Raw genomic sequence first — 16718 nt, 5'->3', positions numbered from 1 at the left:
TACAATACTGTGAGAGAGGATTCTTCTTGATATTTTGTTAGCTAAAGCCTTGTAAGCACAAAATTGAAGTACGAGTTTGAATTACGAAATTGAAGCACAGAAATGAATAACAAGGCTCAAACGGGACAGATTTTTTTTAATGAAGTACAGGCTAAGTTTAATTTGAGAGAACCCAAATCAAACAAGCCTACTAATATCTATTTGGTATGCAGGATAGATAGGAAGCAAATAAGACTTTCTACGGGTGTTAAGGTATATCCAGAACATTGGAATGTGAAGAAGCAAGAGGCTTATATCGGTTGTAGGTTAAGTGAACTTGATAATCTCAATAATACTATTGTTAACACGAAAATAATTGAGATTAAAAATCGCTTTCTGCAATATAAGCGTTATCTTTGTGACAATCCCAACGAAATCGGAAATAGTGTTAAGATATTAAAGAAGTTTATATACAAAGATACTATGGAGAAAGAAAAGCAAAATATAAATGCAGTACATTGGTTACGTAATACATTAGCTTTAGATAGAACTATAAAAGATAGTACAAGAGCTGATTATGTGAAACAAATAAAGTTCTTTGAAGCTTTTCTGAATGAAGTAGGTAAATATCCTATTAGTTTTAGTGATATAAATTTACCATTGATAAAGGATTATGAATCTTATCTTTTTAATAAGGAAGTTGGTAAAGGTAAAACAACGAAAACTACTACGGTTGGTAATAAGGTAGAGAAGATAATATGTATTCTTAAAAGAGCAGAGCAGCAAGGCATGATTGATATTCACGAATCCAAACTGGACAAGTATAAAAAGCCCCAAAGTAGACAAGGTGATGAAAATGAGATTTATTTAACGGAAGATGAAATAGATAAAATATATGCTTTGCGCTTAACAGGAAGGGAAGAAGAAGTGAGAGATTTGTTTGTATTACAATGTTGGATAGGGCAACGCTTCTCTGATACGCAAGCAATTAATGAGGGGATTATAAAGGAAGCGCCTAATGGTAAAGGGAAAGTAATAGAAATTGTGCAAGAAAAGAAAACGCATAGAGTATCAATTCCTCTTTTACCTGTTGCTATAGATATTCTGAATAAGTATAAAAATGGTTTTCCTATTTATACCAATCAAACAGCTTTGAACTATTTAAAGAACATAGGTGAAAAAGCAGGTATAACAAGATTACATAATGTAACAGAGGATAGGGGAGGAGAAGTTGTTACAACACAAGTGAAAGCATACGAACTAATAGGAACGCATACAGCAAGACGTTCCTTTATCTGTAATATGCTAAAACATGGCTATGATAGTCATATTATAATGAAGATAACAGGACATAATGATGCAAAGTCTTTTAAGAAATATGTAAGATTAACCTCTGAGGATGCCGCTTTACTAATGTTGGAAACAGAATCTACAAAAGTAAGGCAATCTGATAAAGTACCTACTACTATTAGTCAAGAAGGTAACAAAGAAGCCATTAATATTTTAAAACAGTATCAAAATACTATAAATGGTATTACGTTCGATACTCTGTTAGACACTCAATTTTTTGCGTCTAAAATCAATAAGGCTGCTGAACTACAATCACAGGTAGGTCATTTGAAAAATGGGAAACTGTGTAGTTATGACAATGAAATCACGTCTCTTATAAGCGAGATAGAAAAATTCTCCCAATCTTCCACTTCTGATTCTGATGTGGCAAAACAATATGTGAAACAGTTATCTGTTGGGAAGCAATCAGACTTGCATGACAGTTTTAGAGAAATGATTATCGAGTGCGTTAAAATTGGTATCAGTAAGGATGCAATTATGCAGTTTGTCAATAAGGCTTTGGAAATAAGCTTGTTAGATAAGGAAAGATTCACCAATATAAAAGAAATCACTACAGCCTTATTGGATAAAAGGAATCAGGGCTGACAAGCTTTTTAGGAAATCAAGGCTTCTGGTAAGCCTGAACATCATATTCTCCCCAAACAGATACGGCTGTAAGGAGGTATGATAAAATCTCATTAACTGACGTTAACTGATAGTCTGGATTAATGTAGCTAATCCGGACGAAATCAAGCATTTACGAGAAATAATAACCGTAGAATTTGGATGTTATCAGTAAAATGGTTTATCTTTGCAGCAGTTAAATGATTAACTCATATTGTTGATGAGTAAGCATTGAACAACCCGCTCTTTGACATCATGTACAATCCGACCCCAGCACCTCGGTGCTTTAAGCTATCGCTTTTTGCTTGGAAGTGATAAGCTGTGGCAATTAGTTCATAATTGTTAATATTATTAATTAGGCAATTCTCGGATTGCCGGGTATATATGAAGGTGTAAGTATGCCCGCTCTTATATACCGCCCGCTTAATAATTTTAACAAAATTGAAGTTTATGAAGCTTTTAAATTTAGGGAGCGCAGAAGCTCCCAAGTGGTACTTTGTTACCACAGTGAATTTTAATGGCGAAGAACAGGAAATCATTCTTGCCTTCACCGATTATTCTATCAAACGTAAAAACTTTGAGAAGAATAAAACCTATGAATCTATAGATAAGAGTAAGCTCTTGCCGACTCTGGTTTGCTTATGTGACGCAAAACCATTCTACACAGAGAATGTTCCTCTATACGATTACGTTGGTAGTAAAATAGAGAATCTTCTCGATAATGCTCCGGCCGTAATGGTCTATCTGGATAAAGCCGACAATGTTAACTTGCTCGGTTTGACGGATGAGCCACTGCAAGCTGAATTAGTGGAATGTGATAGTGTTGCCGACGCTTACCGCAGAGTAGCAACAACTGCATATTTCTCTCAATGTCCTTCAAAGGATGAGTGGATAGGATATGCCGGAATTGTAACGGGAGATGAATTATTACTGAATATCCGCAGCTTCGGTGAGAAGTACTCTATTTCCGGTACTGCCGTACAGGGATATTTTGGTATAAGCACTACTGTTTCTTTATTACAAAGCAAAGCCCTTGCTATGAATTCTTCTCTTTTTAAAGAAGAATATAGAACTTATGCGCAGGCAGAGCAATTGATGAAGGCAACAGTACAAGCCTTTGGCGTGAAAGCTGCAAAACAAACCAGATATATTAAGGCCATTAATTATTGCATCTCGCAATATGACTTTGATACAGTCTGTAATGTGTTAAACAGCATTGAAGCAACAGAGAAGTTGCGGATTGAAGCAGCTAAGTGCGAAGATAAAATTAGCTGTATTCAGCACTTAATCATCGAGCGAGTTATTGAGATGCGTAACGCTCAACAGCAATAAGAATAACCGGATTGTACATGATACATAAAATAAGAGGCTGTCTCAAATTGATTTTGAGTTCAGCCTCTTTCTGTTTGTTTACAATATTCCTCGAATCTCAAAGCCATTCTTCCGGCCGTTGGCGGTCGGTATCTTGACAGAATGAATCTCAAAGAATTCATTGAGGTCGGTCGCCTTCGGTGACTTGTCAATGCCCAACCTGTCATATACAACACGTAAGGTTTGCTGAATATCAGCAGTTAATATCCTGTCTCCGATGTGAATAGTGCCGTGTAATTCATGACGAATCTTATTTTTGGTTTTCATGATATGGATTTCATTGAGCAGTTTCTTCTCCTTATAATTCAGAGCTTTAATCCTGTCAACGCCCAAAGCCTCATAATAATACCTCAATTCTGGATATTTGCTTTCCAGTGTTGACATTGCGAGATTGACAATCAGCCCTTGCTTGGCACGATATTCACAGTATGCCTGCATCCTGTCTACAAATGGCTCCTTTTTGATTAGATGTTTCAACTGTTCTTGGTAAACGGCATAAGTTTGATTCTCACTGACATCGAAACTACTATCTTGGAGCAGTTTCTTTACAATTACCCCATTCTGATAATTGAACTTCTGGACATCAAAACAGTATTGCTCATTTACATAGGCTAAACGGTTGAAAACAAATTCTCCTTTCTGTTCATCGTACATTGTATATGAATCCTGATATTTTACATTGTCGGGGATTCTCCTAAAATCCTTGATACGTTTGGCTCTCAATGCTTCACCGGCATTGTTGTTGTCTCTAATCTCGTCAAGTGTCACATTGACCTTCCGGCACAGATGCTCATTGAATGTCTCCTGCTCTACCTCCTCTGCATTGACATTGTAAACGAAGGTGAGGAACTGCCTGAAGGGGTTGCATGCCAGACGCTGCCTGCCTGCAATCTGTACCAGTTCCGTTGCTATATCAACCGCAGTGTTCGGGCGATTACAATCGCTAATGACAAAAGTTGCGGCATTGGTGGAGTAGAAATCACAGCCCGCATAAGCGGTGGAAGTACAGAAGGTGAATTTCTTGTGCGTCTCCCCCTTCAAGGGAATTCTTCCCCGTTTGAATCCTTCCCCAATCCTTGCAATCTGTCTGTCGTTATCGTCAGAATTACCTACAATGATATTTACTTCTTCCGGATTGAGTTCTGTTTGTTTAATAATGTTCACAATATTATTTACACTATTGAGAAATATAACACATTCTTTGGAGTAAATCCTTTCCCCATTAACATACACAGAAGGATAATTGCCATTCTGATAGTAGCGAACTATTTCCAATGCTGCATTGATAGGATTCTTTGTGCGTTCTCTATATACTCTGACAATATCCTTTTCTTCCCAGTCAAGCTGATAGTAATTCATATCCTTGAAGTGGTCAATCTGTTCCAGATATTTGTCAAGAATTGGAGTTGCCGATAAGAATGTAACATACGGAAACGACCTTGAATTATCCAAAAAGTGCAATTCTATTTCAGACTTGAAACTACTATCTGCCAACAAGCACTGGAATTCATCCACTACTACACGCCAATCTGATTTATATTTAATACAGCCAATCAATTTATACACGGAATCGTAGGAGACCAGAATCTTGGGAAGCTCCGCAGTCTGCAAATATGCCTCAATCTCTTTGGTGTCCACCCCGCCAATTACAAGCAAGGTATCAGGGTATTGTTCATGTTTGTTTTTCAACAGCTCATTGCGAGGGCTGCATATAATAGTTTTATGTTCATCTGTCAGTGCGACTGTAGTTGCTCCACAGCCGGGTATCTCTTTATTCAAAATACCATTAGGAAGTTCAAACGGTTTCCCGAATTCTTCTATGAACTTCTCCCGTTCGGTTAAATACTTGATATTTGCCGGAATTTTAATCATTTCTTTCTTCATAAGTTAAGTTAAAAGTTAATTTGACTGGAATAATCTAATCTAGTGTTGTCCACTTTATAGAGAATTTTTATCTTTAGTATAAGGGAGTCATGGTAGAAATATTGGACAGTCACAAGAATAATAAAACCTGATACGCATCAGGTCGAATTATACCCGTTTAGGGTATCTCTAACATGGAATCGGAATAATTTTGAGGATTATATTTGGGGTGTTTCCCATTGTCCTGATATTGCAAAGGTAATTAATATTCCGACAGTAAAATCATGAATTGTGGACAATCTGCAAACTTTATACTGATACTGTCATAAGTCCGTCATTCTATAGGGGAGTATGTCCTAAAGGCCAATAATGGCATTTGAGAGTGATATATATTACTGGTAAAGTTCCTTTTGATACCCAACTCAAAAATATAGGTACTTGAAATTCATACCCCCACCCTTTAGATTTAGGTCGTGTTTCTATTTAGACTTTATACAGCTATCAAGTGAAATTATTAGTCAGACAGTGAGCATGAGGTATATGTTATGCACTCTATAGCGGTGTAACTACTCTACACCCCCATACCAATCATTAGGAAAAAGAAAGGATAACATGAATTGCTATTCAGCCCACAAACCTTTTGAACTTCTTAAATGTGCGGACTTATCAACGATTTGTATATGTCTACATATAAAGATGCACAAAGATAAGTGAATGAATAGTACTTCATGTCAAGCCCTCATTTTGTCCTTAAATACACTATTTACTAATCTATTATTATGCGTATGGAGAATTTAAAGATTTTATTGACGTTTGGAATAATTCTAATTGTGCCAGTAGTCTTAGTGCCACAGTTCTTTATTGGATTATTAATACTGATTGTGGCTTGCTTAGCTTTCAGACAGAGGAATTTCTAATATTAACTTAATAAATTACAGATTATGGAATCAACATTACAGATTATGCCAGTGCAGAGAACTAGTAGAAACTTTGGTGAATTTGCAGAAGAAGCGGTAATAATTGAAGAGCCAATTATTAAGCAGAAACGACCTCTATTCATTGAAGCCAATACGATTGAAGCCAGTTTGGAGCATCTAAGGAATGATTGTATTATACCCGTATTCGCAAAGGACAACGAAGCTACATTATCTCATGTGGCTTTCATTGAAGCGGTACAGGATGCAACCAATACATTCTTTAGCGGTGAACAAATTGAATCGCCAGACATTCGTGTTTCTCATGTAATCAAAGGTAGGATTCCCGAAGCGATACATAAGCCCGCCAATCAGTTATTAGAGAGTGACAAGACTATCTACTACGAAAGATGCGCTTTTGTTATTGAAGTTCCTACTATCTATGAGACAGTACACGGTAACAGGCTAACCCTTACTATTGGCGGTGTCAGAGCTTATAACCACACCAATCTTTATTCAAAGAAAGGTGCGGAGCGGTTTAAAGTGTTTATTGGCTTTACTTGTAAGGTTTGCACAAATCTATGTGTATCTACGGACGGTTATCTTAGTTGCTTGGAAGTTACCAATACAAGGGATTTATATCAAGCGGTATTGGAAATGTTCCACAAATACGATGCAGCCAAACACATACATTTGATGCAGTCTTTAGGCAATACCAGTATGACGGAGCATCAGTTCTGCCAACTACTTGGAAGAATGAGACTTTATCAGTCATTACCGCAAGGCTATCAGAAAGATATACCTAAAATGTTGCTTACTGATACACAGGTTAACAATGTGGCTAAAGCGTATATCAATGATGAGAACTTTGGCAGCTTGGGGAATGATTTGTCTATGTGGAAGTTCTACAACTTGCTCACAGGTGCAAATAAGAGTAGCTATATAGATTCATTCTTGGATAGAGCCTATAATGCTACAGAACTTGCAACGGGTATATGTTCCGCTTTACATGGTGATGACAAGTATCAATGGTTTCTTAGTTAGTGGTATTACAGAGTACTTAAAAGGGGCATCCATATAATAAGGGTGTCCCTTTATTATTCATTACCTATTAATATTCAAAAGATTATGTTACAAGCGTTATTAGTCGTTATATCTTGGATTATCTTGTTACTTGTTATGTGTGCAATCTCACCTATTGTATTCTTCTTGATGATTATTTGGACTATATACAAGATTATTACGGTGAAGTAGTACATGAAGAACTAATAAGGGTATCTATATACTATATATAGGTACTCTTTCTATTTATAAACCTCTTAAATATTTGGAATATGGTAATAGAAGGCAGTCGCGAATACAAGGCAGCGCAAGAACTTGAAAGAGCCTTGAACGATTATAGTTGGAATCCTAAAAGGTTTGCTGAAAGTACAAAGTGTTACCACCGTACACTACAGCAGGAATTAATAAAAACCATAGTGGAGATTATTCGCATGGTTGGTAGTAAGGACTATGGCACAGACCTTAGAAATCAGGCATCGCACGAACTTTGCAAACGGATAGTTGACAGTGGCGTGTTGGATGAAGCCCACCTACCTTTTATATAGGTTGAATGAAGTAAGGACATTATTTACTTAGTGTCCTTGCTTTATAAAAATGTTCACTTTGATAATTAGTGAATGTTTAGCTAGTAATCAGTAGGTTAGATATTCCAACTAAAAAATAATATTCACTTTTATTAGTTTCACTATAAAACAGAACGTTATGTCACTTAAATATTCAAGTACAACAGCAGATTATTTGCAATGGAGCGAAGCGATGAACTTAATAAGAAAGTTGGCAAGGGATAGTAATTATAAGATGTCACTTCTTATTGCTTTGGGTTGCTTCACAGGTCTAAGAATTTCTGATATTCTTGCTTTAAGGTGGAATCAGATATTAGATGCAGAAGAATTTACCATTACAGAGATTAAAACAGGAAAGCAAAGGACAATTAGGATTAATATGCAGCTACAGCAACATATCAGAGATTGTTACGGTCATATAAATCCAGTTGGTATAAATGCACCTGTATTGATAAGTCAGAAGGGGACAGTGTACACAGTTCAGAGAATCAATGTCATGTTGAAGGAGATTAAGAAAAAATACAGGCTACAAATAGGCAATTTTTCGTGTCATTCTCTTAGAAAGACTTTTGGCAGACAGGTCTACAACATGAATAACGATAATTCAGAGCTTGCACTTGTTAAGCTCATGGAGCTATTCAATCATTCCAGTGTATCAATCACTAAAAGATACTTGGGATTAAGGCAAGAAGAATTATTAAATACCTATGATTGTCTTAGTTTTTAACACACAGGTTTAGTTATAATACAAACGCTTTTTGTATATTTGTGCCGTTCCAGTAATGGAATAACATATTTATTTAACGAAAGGCGTTTTGCATTATCCTTGTTCCAGAATTTCGCCAAAATTTTACACTACGAGGATATGCACAACGCCCATGCTTGGCTATATACCTGTTATTTAGCAGAATATTATAGTCTAGGTGTGGGCAACTTGTGTGTATTTGTAGTGTGGGTGTTTGGCGATACCTTGGAACAGATATGCTGATAGTTCCCACACCTTTTTGTATGTAGTAGCCAACTATAGGGAACAGGTTGGCAAGATTAAATTTATATCAATTATGAGAACATTGAGATTAATTGGAACGACCTTGTTAATGGTTGTGTTGTGTTTGAACTTTACCGCTTGTGGTGATGACGACGATGATGACCCGTCTAATCCATTGGTTGGAGTATGGCAGAACGATGATGAAGGCGAACATTTAAGGTGGACCTTCCGAAATGACGGAAGTGGAGAAGAACATTTATTTTATGACGATGATAGTGAATCATACACATATCAGTTTACTTACACCTATGATAGTAAATCCAGTACATTAATAATAAACTATGACGATGATGATACTGACAAATACACTATCAACATTAATGGCAATACTATGACTGCCAAAATGAGTATGGCACAGAAATTACTTATAAGAAGAAGTAATAATTAAATAAAGGCAGCATTTGAAGTAACATTCACTTGCTGCCTTTATTTTTACAGAAGGGTGCAAATTAATGCCCCTCATACACGCTTTTTATTTTTTTATCCTATTTATTGAGTATGCTTACAATAGGAACAGTCTTATCAAAACCTGCCTTTGTTGAGTATTTGAATGTCCCAATCTGCTTTGCACATTTTCCTTCAGGAACTTTGATAACTTGGTCGTCATAATACGATTTCCCTTCATCACACAAAAATAAAACCATTAGTCCTGTTGATATTGAGAGTTCGTCAATTTCATTAGCTAAAGCGTCACCTGAATCAAGAACCTGAAAGACCTCAAAATTATTTTCACTAATGCAATCCCCTTCTTTCTCAAAGAATGTCATTCCATTATTTGAAGATTCTCCATTTGACGAATTTCCAATAAGTGCAGCAATAACAAGCATTAAAATAGCACTTGTAACAACGCCTGCAATAAATATTAATACCTTTTTCATAATCTAATTATAAATCTTCACCATTTGCATTATTGTATTCATTATCATAATACATCGTAATACAATATTTGCCCAAACGTTCATTAATCATAAACCAAACAGCTTTTTTTGATATATATTGTGTCACAAAATTAACTATCTCTGCTCGCAGCTCTTCACTTGGATTCGCAAGTTGTTCTTTTGTATATTGCGGGAAGGCAGCCTCAATTTGTTTTGCCATAAAAGTTTCATCAGTTTTTTGATAAAACACTGCTTCATAGCGTTTCTTATGGACGGTTATTTCATAAGAAATATCTTCATCATCTGGTATCATATATTCTTCCAAAGGTAAAGAAGAATACTTAGAATTATTAACAAACTGCTCGCAGAGTCTATTAAACCTTATCTGGATAGCCCTTTCATCAATATTATTAACATCACAAATCATTATTCGATACACCTTATTATTATTTGTTACAACGTGTATATTGACATCTGCACCATTAAATTCACCAACTAAAACATCTTTATCAAGCGGACTACTCGTATAACCTTTAGCTTTTAATTTCTGAATCATTTCAGATTTACTTCCGTCAACTGGAATACCTAAAAATTTAGTAACGTCTTGTTGCGCATAAATAAATAATGAAGATATGAGCAACATTGTAATTGATAGTAGTTTTTTCATATTATCAAATTTTACCGTTCTCCAGTTTCTACAAGAACATCAATACTATACATCGAAGCGTGAAACTGTAATGCTATCTTTGCCCTTTTTAATAATTTCCCACATTTTGCAACAAAGCAGCACAACGCTTCTGTTTTACCAATTCAATTACAAATATAATAATTATTAATTATATAAATAATATCTTTTTATCAAAAAACTTAGATTTAATAGATGCATTAATATATGAACGAATAAAAAGGGTACAAATTAATTGCACCCTTAAAAACAGATTCAACTAATTATCTATTATACAAGAAGGCGGCATTTGAACTATCTATCAAGTGTTGCTTTTTTAGTTCATTTCCTTCTCTTCTTAATTAATTTATGCTTATCCTTCTTGGATGAATTTGAGAATAACTGTTCTAACATCTCCCTTGTAATAGGTAAATATGTGACCTCTGTCAATCTAGTTTCTCTAATCTCTTGTGGTAAATAAGAAATCACGGTGCTCTTTTTGGGTGTTACTTGCATATTTTTGTAGAAATAAATAGATTGGTAATTGATTTATCTATAGCAAAGGTACTGATAAGAATCTGTCCAATCTAATGTAAAAGATACATTCTGGATTATTGAGGTATGTGTTTGTATTGGAAGAAAATGTCAAAGTGGTAGATAGCGACAAAATGGAATTATTGCTTCTATAAGCAGAATAATGGATAAAGATGTACATAAACTAAAGGAAGTCCCGAAGCTAAGAATTATGCAGAGAACTTTGCCGAGTATTATAAAGATATACAAGGCAAATAAGTGATTAAAAATTAAAAGTCAGTTATCGAGATGATAGTTGGCTTTTTATTTAAATATAAGTTGTTAAATAGAACATATAGATTAAAATATCATAGGGAAATGCGTTTTATTTCAGAATTAAGAGTTATATTTGTAATGTTCTTATGAGGCATACAAAGCACAAGAATGAATCACCATTTTGCTAAATGGCTAATAATTAGATACAGTAATAAAAGCCCCATTTTTTTCAGCTGCTTTTTTATACCAATAGATGGCCGTTTCTTTATTTTGAGTTAAATTCCCCCAGCCATTACTATAGGCTGCACCCATATTGTTTTGTGCAGCAGGATTTCCTTGCTCAGCCGACTTTCGCCACCAATAAACGGCTTGTATGGTATCAGGTTTTATACCCCATCCCCTAAAGTAGCTCTGTCCGAGATAGAATTGTGCAATCGCGTTTCCATTTATTGCATCTGTCCTATAGTCCGCAGCATTCTTGTGGTTTTGCCCATAAATACTGATGGTAAATACTGCAAGGAATATGCACAATAAGTAATTTTTCATGTTTTTCATAAATTAAGAGTTAATCAATTGCATCCAATAAAATGAATGCAGCCCAGTAAAAGGGATCCTTATATTTTTTTATTTTCTTGAACTCTTTGGGCATAGGCTTTTTGCTCTGTTTTTCTTTTTGCCTGGCTTCTGACTGCCAGCGCTTGTCGGGAGTTGTTTCAATTTCAACTTCGTAGTCACGTACATACTTCTGGGCCTCGCGCAAAGATTCAAATTTGCTCTTTCCTGCGAGCAGATTCTTGTAAAACTGTGTCATCAAGAGTTGAGTAGCATTATCGTCCACTTTCCAGAGACTCATTAATAATGTGTTGGCTCCCGCTTTTTTGAAACCGCGTTGCAAGCCGAATACTCCGTCACCGGTTATTTCTCCCAGTCCGGTTTGGCAGGCAGAAAGTACTACCAGGTCTAACCCTCGTAAATCTAAACCGGCAAGCTCTTTGGCGGTGAGTATGCCGTCTTCTAATCCTTCCGGCAAAGGATTTCCTTTCAGTGCAATATTTGCTCCTGACAATAGCAGTCCTGATCGAGTCAATGCTTTGTCTTCTACGTAGCGTGATTGGTTATTGTCTCCCATCATCAAGAAATCAAGATCCTTTGTCTGTCTGGCTTCTGTTTCTGTCCAATAGAAACCATGAGTGGCGATATGTAGCATACTGATATTCTTACCTGATAAAGCTTTAAAAGATTCTTCTGTACCTCGTAAATCCATATATAAGGCTGGCTGAAGTCTCGTATTCTCTAGTGCTTGTTTAATTTGTTCAGCTTCTATCTTAGTGGCGGGAAGGTATTTGGCTCCGTCACGCAGGTTTAGGGAATCCGGATAGAAGGTATGTTGAATATTCAAGTCTCGAGGAATATCAGTATATTTTTTGTTTTCGACTACTAAAGCTGTTGTATCAGCATCATATTTAAGACCTCCATAGAGAACAGCTTCTTTAATATGGCTTTTGTCTTTTATCATAACCAATTGTCGCGTAGACGACAACCGATAGAAATTTATTTGTTCCGCTATAAAAGTAGAGTCGCTGCTTGGAAGGTGTTCTATGGCGATGTTATGGAGTTGCCCAGCAGGAGCAAAATAAATATTCTTTCTTTGTTTGGAACGGCAACTTTTTATTCTCAACTTTGCTCATTTAAGAGTCTGTTTAAAAACCAACTGAATAAAAGCTTTTATTACGCCAATGAACCTATTATTAGAGCGATTTTTCCCCTTTTTTAATCCCTACTTCCCTTTTTATTAATACCTTTGGGCGTTGTTTTTAATTCGTTAGACAGATGTCTTCTTTCCGTTAGACAATTGTTGTTCTTTCGTAAGATGGACGTTTAACGAAACAGCAACAACTGTCTAACGAATTAAACTCGGTGCATCAGGACTTGTTCTTGCAGCATTGAATGAATAATATTGCCCAACTGATATTCTAAATTATATGAGTGCTTATTACGATTTATACCAGACCCCCAATCCTTCTCCGGAGGACGGTGAAGAAAAGCTGCTTCACGCCCGTATTCTTCCCAAAGGAACCATTCCTGCCGATAAATTCCGCGAACTGGTTCACAAGGCTACCGGTTTCAGCCCTGCCATTCTCGATGGCACGTTGCAGGCTATAACGGATGAGTTGCACAGCTGGCTGGCAGACGGATGGATAGTTGAAGTGGGCGAATTGGGATTCTTTTCGTTATCATTGAAGTGCGACAAGGCCGTGGCGAATAAAAAGGATATTCGCTCTCCGTCCGTGCATTTTCAGAATGTAAACTTGCGTATCGGCAGTAAATTCCGCAACCGCTTTCAGACGATGGAGCTGGAACGGAAAGCATCTCCCTATATCTCTCATTCCAAATTGACACTGGAGGAGCGGAGAAAAAAACTGTTGCAGCATTTGAATAAGTATGGCTGCATTACGCGTACTGATTATGAACAGCTGACCGGAAAGGCGAAACATCAGGCGGTGGCCGATTTGAACCTATTTCTGGAAGAAGGTATTATTCGCAAATATGGTAGTGGAAAAACAGTGGTATATCTCAAGCCATGACAAGCAAGAGAGTTAGAGGAGTTATCACTTTGCTCCGCTAGGAGTTACAGCCGATACTCTTGTGTATGTATTCACAGAACTATCGGCTTTAACTCCTAAGCCGACTTGCCGGCTGATGACTCCTTCTGACTCCCGATAACTCCTTTAAACGAAAGAGCCGTGCGTATAAAAAGGGAAGAAACTTTTAGTACTGCCGATTTGTTTTTAACTTTGTCAATTGAAAACTAATAAAAACAAGCGTATGAATATGAAGGTTGTATCTATGTGCCTGATATGTGCCGGAGCTTTGTTGACCGGTTGTGGAAACGGCGGTAAAAAGGAAGCGGAAACTTCGGAGAGAAAGGAAAAAGAGGCCGTGGTTGGTAGTGATAAAGACGAACATGGTTGTATTGCTTCTGCCGGATATACGTGGAGCGAGGTGCAGAAAGATTGCATCCGTTTGTGGGAGAAAGGTGTCCGCATGAATGCAGTGGATGATGCCGGGAAGACTTTGTTCTTGGTGTTCAGTCCGGACTCTACGCAAGTGGAGTTGTTTTTCTCGGAGGAAGGTGTTTCGAACGAAATTCTGGACCGTCGAGGTCTGCCTGCCGGTGGATATGCCTGGAATGTGGAAGATGATGATACGAAAAACGTACGTCTGGAAGACGGTGAGTGGACGGTCAGCCAACGGGGGAGGCTCATTTATCAGGAAGATGCGAATGGTAAATAATATAAGAATATGGAAAATTTGAAGGCGTTGACAGAGGCTGTCTGCTGTGTAGCCCGTGAAGCCGGGCATTTTTTGAAGGAAGAGCGGAAAAGTTTCCGTCGGGAGGTGGTGCAGGAAAAACATGCGCACGATTATGTATCTTATGTGGACAAGGCTTCCGAGAAAAAGGTTGTATCTGCCCTTAGGAAATTGCTTCCCGAAGCCGGATTCATTGCCGAAGAAGGGTCTGCTGCCTATAGTGACGAAACGTATTGCTGGGTAGTGGATCCTTTGGATGGGACAACGAACTATATTCACGACAATGCTCCCTATTGTGTAAGTATTGCCTTGCGTGACAAGCAGTCGCTTTTGCTGGGTGTGGTTTATGAACCCTGCCGAGACGAGTGTTTTTATGCTTGGAAAGGAGGAGGAGCCTATGTGAACGGAGAACGGTTGCGTGTTTCGCTTGTCAGTGAACCGAAAGACGCTTTTGTGGTGACAGAGTTACCCTACAATTTCGAGCAGTATGCCCGTACGGGCGAACATTTGATACACGAACTTTACGGTAAGGTTGCAGGCATTCGCATGAATGGTTCGGCGGCGCTTGCCCTCTGCTATGTGGCTGCCGGACGTTTTGACGCTTGGCTGGAAGCTTTTATCGGTAAGTGGGATTTCTCTGCGGCTGCACTCATGGTGTTGGAAGCCGGCGGTAAGGTAACAGACTTTTTGGGAAACGAGAACTTTATAGAAGGGCATCATATCATAGCCACCAACGGGCCGCTGCATCCGTTGTTTTTGCGGTTGGTACGGGAGGCGCTGCCATTCTGATACGGTTCTTATTGCCTTATTACACTTTTTTATGGAAAACACATTTAAAGCCTGGTTCTTGTCCTTTGTCCATCTCTTCTTCCCGCGTCAGTGTGCTGTATGCGGGAGCTCTTTGCAAGAGGGAGAAGAGGGCATTTGCATCAGGTGTAATATGAATATGCCACGGACAAACTATCATCTTCGCGAAGACAACTCCGTGGAGCGTATGTTTTGGGGGAAGATACCTCTGGAACGCGGCACTTCCTTCTTTTATTATCACAAAGGAAGTGATTTCCGCCACATCCTGCATCAACTGAAGTATGGAGGCCGGAAAGATTTGGGAGAAATAATGGGGCGTTTTATGGCAGCGGAGCTGGCGGCTACCGGTTTTTTCCGTGGTATAGACGTAATTATCCCCGTTCCTCTACATCCCCGCAAACAAAAGTTGCGCGGATACAATCAGAGTGAATGTATAGCGCGCGGCGTTTCTGCCGTAACGGGTATTCCTATTGATGTGTCCTCCGTGCTGCGCAGAAGACATACGGAAACGCAGACCCGAAAGTCTGCTTACGAGCGTTGGGAAAATGTAGACGGTATTTTCCTTCTCCGCTATCCGGAACGCTTTGTGGGGAAACATATCCTTATTGTGGATGATGTACTGACCACCGGAGCCACTACAACTGCATGTGCCGATGCGCTTAAAGATGTGGGAGGCGTACATGTTAGTATCCTGACGCTGGCAGTGGCGGGTTCGTGAATCAGAAGCGGAAACGTCCGCCTGCCACGATTGTTCCCGTATATCCTACGCCGAATTCGGTGAAGAAGGCAAACTGATTTCCATATTCGATACCCAGAAAACTGAACTGATAGGCAAATTCCTTTTTGTGATAAGTGTCTCCTCCAAAGCTGTTCCGGAGGAAATAGGCGCCGAGCCCTGCAGAGGAATATAGGGAGAATTGGGGGCGGGTGAACCAATGCCACCGGAAGGTGGGGAGGATATACAGATAGCGCCGGTCATCGTTCTTATTCTCATCCAAAACTTCATAAAGGCTACTGGCCGTCCCTCTATTACCGGTTATTCCTCCGGTTACGCCTAGGCTGATTTTACGGTTGATTCTATAAATATAACTGATATTCAGAGCGCCGTAATAGCTGGTCTTCTCGCGTGTATAGATTCCAAAACTTGCTGTCGGAGCAATAAACTCTTCGGCTATACTATTGGCGTCGGTAATGGGGAGGAAGCCGTAACTGACGGATATTTCATGGTGGCGGAATTTTTCTCGCGTAGAAACAAGAGAGGTTTGTGCTTTACCAGCGGTACATAGGCTGAATCCTATGACTAAAAAGAATAAAAGAGTTTTCATTGTAGTTTGGTGTTTGGATTAAAATATGTTTTTCTAATAAATAAAGACAGGTGCTTTTATGAAACTCCTTACTTTACATTTGGCAAATGTATGTTAAATCTTTGAATATGAAATAGAAATGTTTGTCTTTTGGGGTCAATGTAAAAACCTGAGGGGTAAATTTATAAATTATTATCTTTGTCTCCAAATT

Annotated in this window: 16 protein-coding genes; 10 read left to right on the top strand and 6 right to left on the bottom strand. The window is 38.1% G+C overall.

The window, feature by feature from the left end; genetic code table 11:
- The first annotated feature begins 102 nt into the window (after positions 1-102).
- Both DWY55_RS09925 and DWY55_RS09920 read left to right on the top strand, forming a co-directional pair.
- Entirely contained in the window at positions 103-1914 is a 1812-nt protein-coding gene (locus DWY55_RS09925; protein ID WP_118496793.1) for a site-specific integrase, read from the top strand.
- A 468-nt stretch (positions 1915-2382) separates the two neighbouring features.
- Positions 2383-3264 carry a hypothetical protein gene (locus DWY55_RS09920; RefSeq protein ID WP_120178072.1) on the top strand — a complete coding sequence of 294 codons (882 nt, stop codon included), beginning with the start codon at positions 2383-2385 and terminating at the stop codon, positions 3262-3264.
- 78 nt (positions 3265-3342) lie between these two features.
- Here the strand turns inward: DWY55_RS09920 and DWY55_RS09915 are convergent, their stop codons facing one another.
- Complete coding sequence (locus DWY55_RS09915; RefSeq protein WP_120178071.1) at positions 3343-5187, bottom strand: DEAD/DEAH box helicase family protein; 1845 nt, start codon at positions 5185-5187, stop codon at positions 3343-3345.
- A 920-nt stretch (positions 5188-6107) separates the two neighbouring features.
- Between DWY55_RS09915 and DWY55_RS09910 the strand changes: the two genes are divergently transcribed.
- The 4 genes from DWY55_RS09910 to DWY55_RS09895 all read left to right on the top strand — a co-directional run bounded on the left by DWY55_RS09910 (position 6108) and on the right by DWY55_RS09895 (position 9141).
- Positions 6108-7124 (top strand): DUF3871 family protein, encoded by a 1017-nt coding sequence (locus DWY55_RS09910; RefSeq protein ID WP_005681910.1) that lies wholly within the window; start codon positions 6108-6110, stop codon positions 7122-7124.
- 290 nt (positions 7125-7414) lie between these two features.
- Positions 7415-7687 carry a hypothetical protein gene (locus DWY55_RS09905; RefSeq protein ID WP_004321010.1) on the top strand — a complete coding sequence of 91 codons (273 nt, stop codon included), beginning with the start codon at positions 7415-7417 and terminating at the stop codon, positions 7685-7687.
- 157 nt (positions 7688-7844) lie between these two features.
- Positions 7845-8432: a tyrosine-type recombinase/integrase gene (locus tag DWY55_RS09900; RefSeq protein WP_120178070.1), complete on the top strand. Its 588-nt coding sequence runs from the start codon at positions 7845-7847 to the stop codon at positions 8430-8432.
- A gap of 334 nt (positions 8433-8766) precedes the next feature.
- Complete coding sequence (locus DWY55_RS09895; protein ID WP_120178074.1) at positions 8767-9141, top strand: DUF5640 domain-containing protein; 375 nt, start codon at positions 8767-8769, stop codon at positions 9139-9141.
- A gap of 97 nt (positions 9142-9238) precedes the next feature.
- Here DWY55_RS09895 and DWY55_RS09890 read toward each other — a convergent pair whose 3' ends face one another.
- The 4 genes from DWY55_RS09890 to DWY55_RS09875 all read right to left on the bottom strand — a co-directional run bounded on the left by DWY55_RS09890 (position 9239) and on the right by DWY55_RS09875 (position 12762).
- Entirely contained in the window at positions 9239-9631 is a 393-nt protein-coding gene (locus tag DWY55_RS09890) for a hypothetical protein (RefSeq protein ID WP_120178069.1), read from the bottom strand.
- A 7-nt stretch (positions 9632-9638) separates the two neighbouring features.
- Positions 9639-10298, bottom strand: a complete 660-nt coding sequence (locus DWY55_RS09885; RefSeq protein ID WP_004321160.1) for a hypothetical protein — start codon at positions 10296-10298, stop codon at positions 9639-9641.
- 978 nt (positions 10299-11276) lie between these two features.
- Positions 11277-11639: a tetratricopeptide repeat protein gene (locus DWY55_RS09880; protein ID WP_243633652.1), complete on the bottom strand. Its 363-nt coding sequence runs from the start codon at positions 11637-11639 to the stop codon at positions 11277-11279.
- A gap of 10 nt (positions 11640-11649) precedes the next feature.
- Positions 11650-12762, bottom strand: coding sequence for a CHAT domain-containing protein (locus tag DWY55_RS09875; RefSeq protein WP_080707087.1), 1113 nt, complete (start codon positions 12760-12762; stop codon positions 11650-11652).
- A 304-nt stretch (positions 12763-13066) separates the two neighbouring features.
- Between DWY55_RS09875 and DWY55_RS09870 the strand changes: the two genes are divergently transcribed.
- The 4 genes from DWY55_RS09870 (at position 13067) to DWY55_RS09855 (ending at position 15921) form a co-directional block, all read left to right on the top strand.
- On the top strand, positions 13067-13669 hold the full coding sequence (locus tag DWY55_RS09870) for a DsbA family protein (RefSeq protein WP_016272408.1): 603 nt from the start codon (positions 13067-13069) through the stop codon (positions 13667-13669).
- Between the two features lie 241 nt (positions 13670-13910).
- Positions 13911-14378, top strand: coding sequence for a hypothetical protein (locus DWY55_RS09865; RefSeq protein ID WP_016272409.1), 468 nt, complete (start codon positions 13911-13913; stop codon positions 14376-14378).
- Positions 14379-14387: 9 nt separating this feature from the next.
- Positions 14388-15185 carry an inositol monophosphatase family protein gene (locus DWY55_RS09860; protein WP_016272410.1) on the top strand — a complete coding sequence of 266 codons (798 nt, stop codon included), beginning with the start codon at positions 14388-14390 and terminating at the stop codon, positions 15183-15185.
- 31 nt (positions 15186-15216) lie between these two features.
- On the top strand, positions 15217-15921 hold the full coding sequence (locus DWY55_RS09855; protein ID WP_005830616.1) for a ComF family protein: 705 nt from the start codon (positions 15217-15219) through the stop codon (positions 15919-15921).
- 1 nt (position 15922) lies between these two features.
- Here DWY55_RS09855 and DWY55_RS09850 read toward each other — a convergent pair whose 3' ends face one another.
- The gene (locus tag DWY55_RS09850; RefSeq protein ID WP_005830614.1) at positions 15923-16528 is read right to left on the bottom strand and encodes an outer membrane beta-barrel protein; all 606 of its coding nucleotides are present in this window, start codon (positions 16526-16528) and stop codon (positions 15923-15925) included.
- Between the last annotated feature and the right edge of the window lie 190 nt (positions 16529-16718).

The organism is Bacteroides sp. AF25-38AC (genome assembly GCF_003602995.1).
GTDB classification, from domain to species: domain Bacteria; phylum Bacteroidota; class Bacteroidia; order Bacteroidales; family Bacteroidaceae; genus Bacteroides; species Bacteroides uniformis.
Note: the sequence above shows the minus strand (reverse complement) of the source record. Positions and strands in the feature narration are given on the sequence as shown.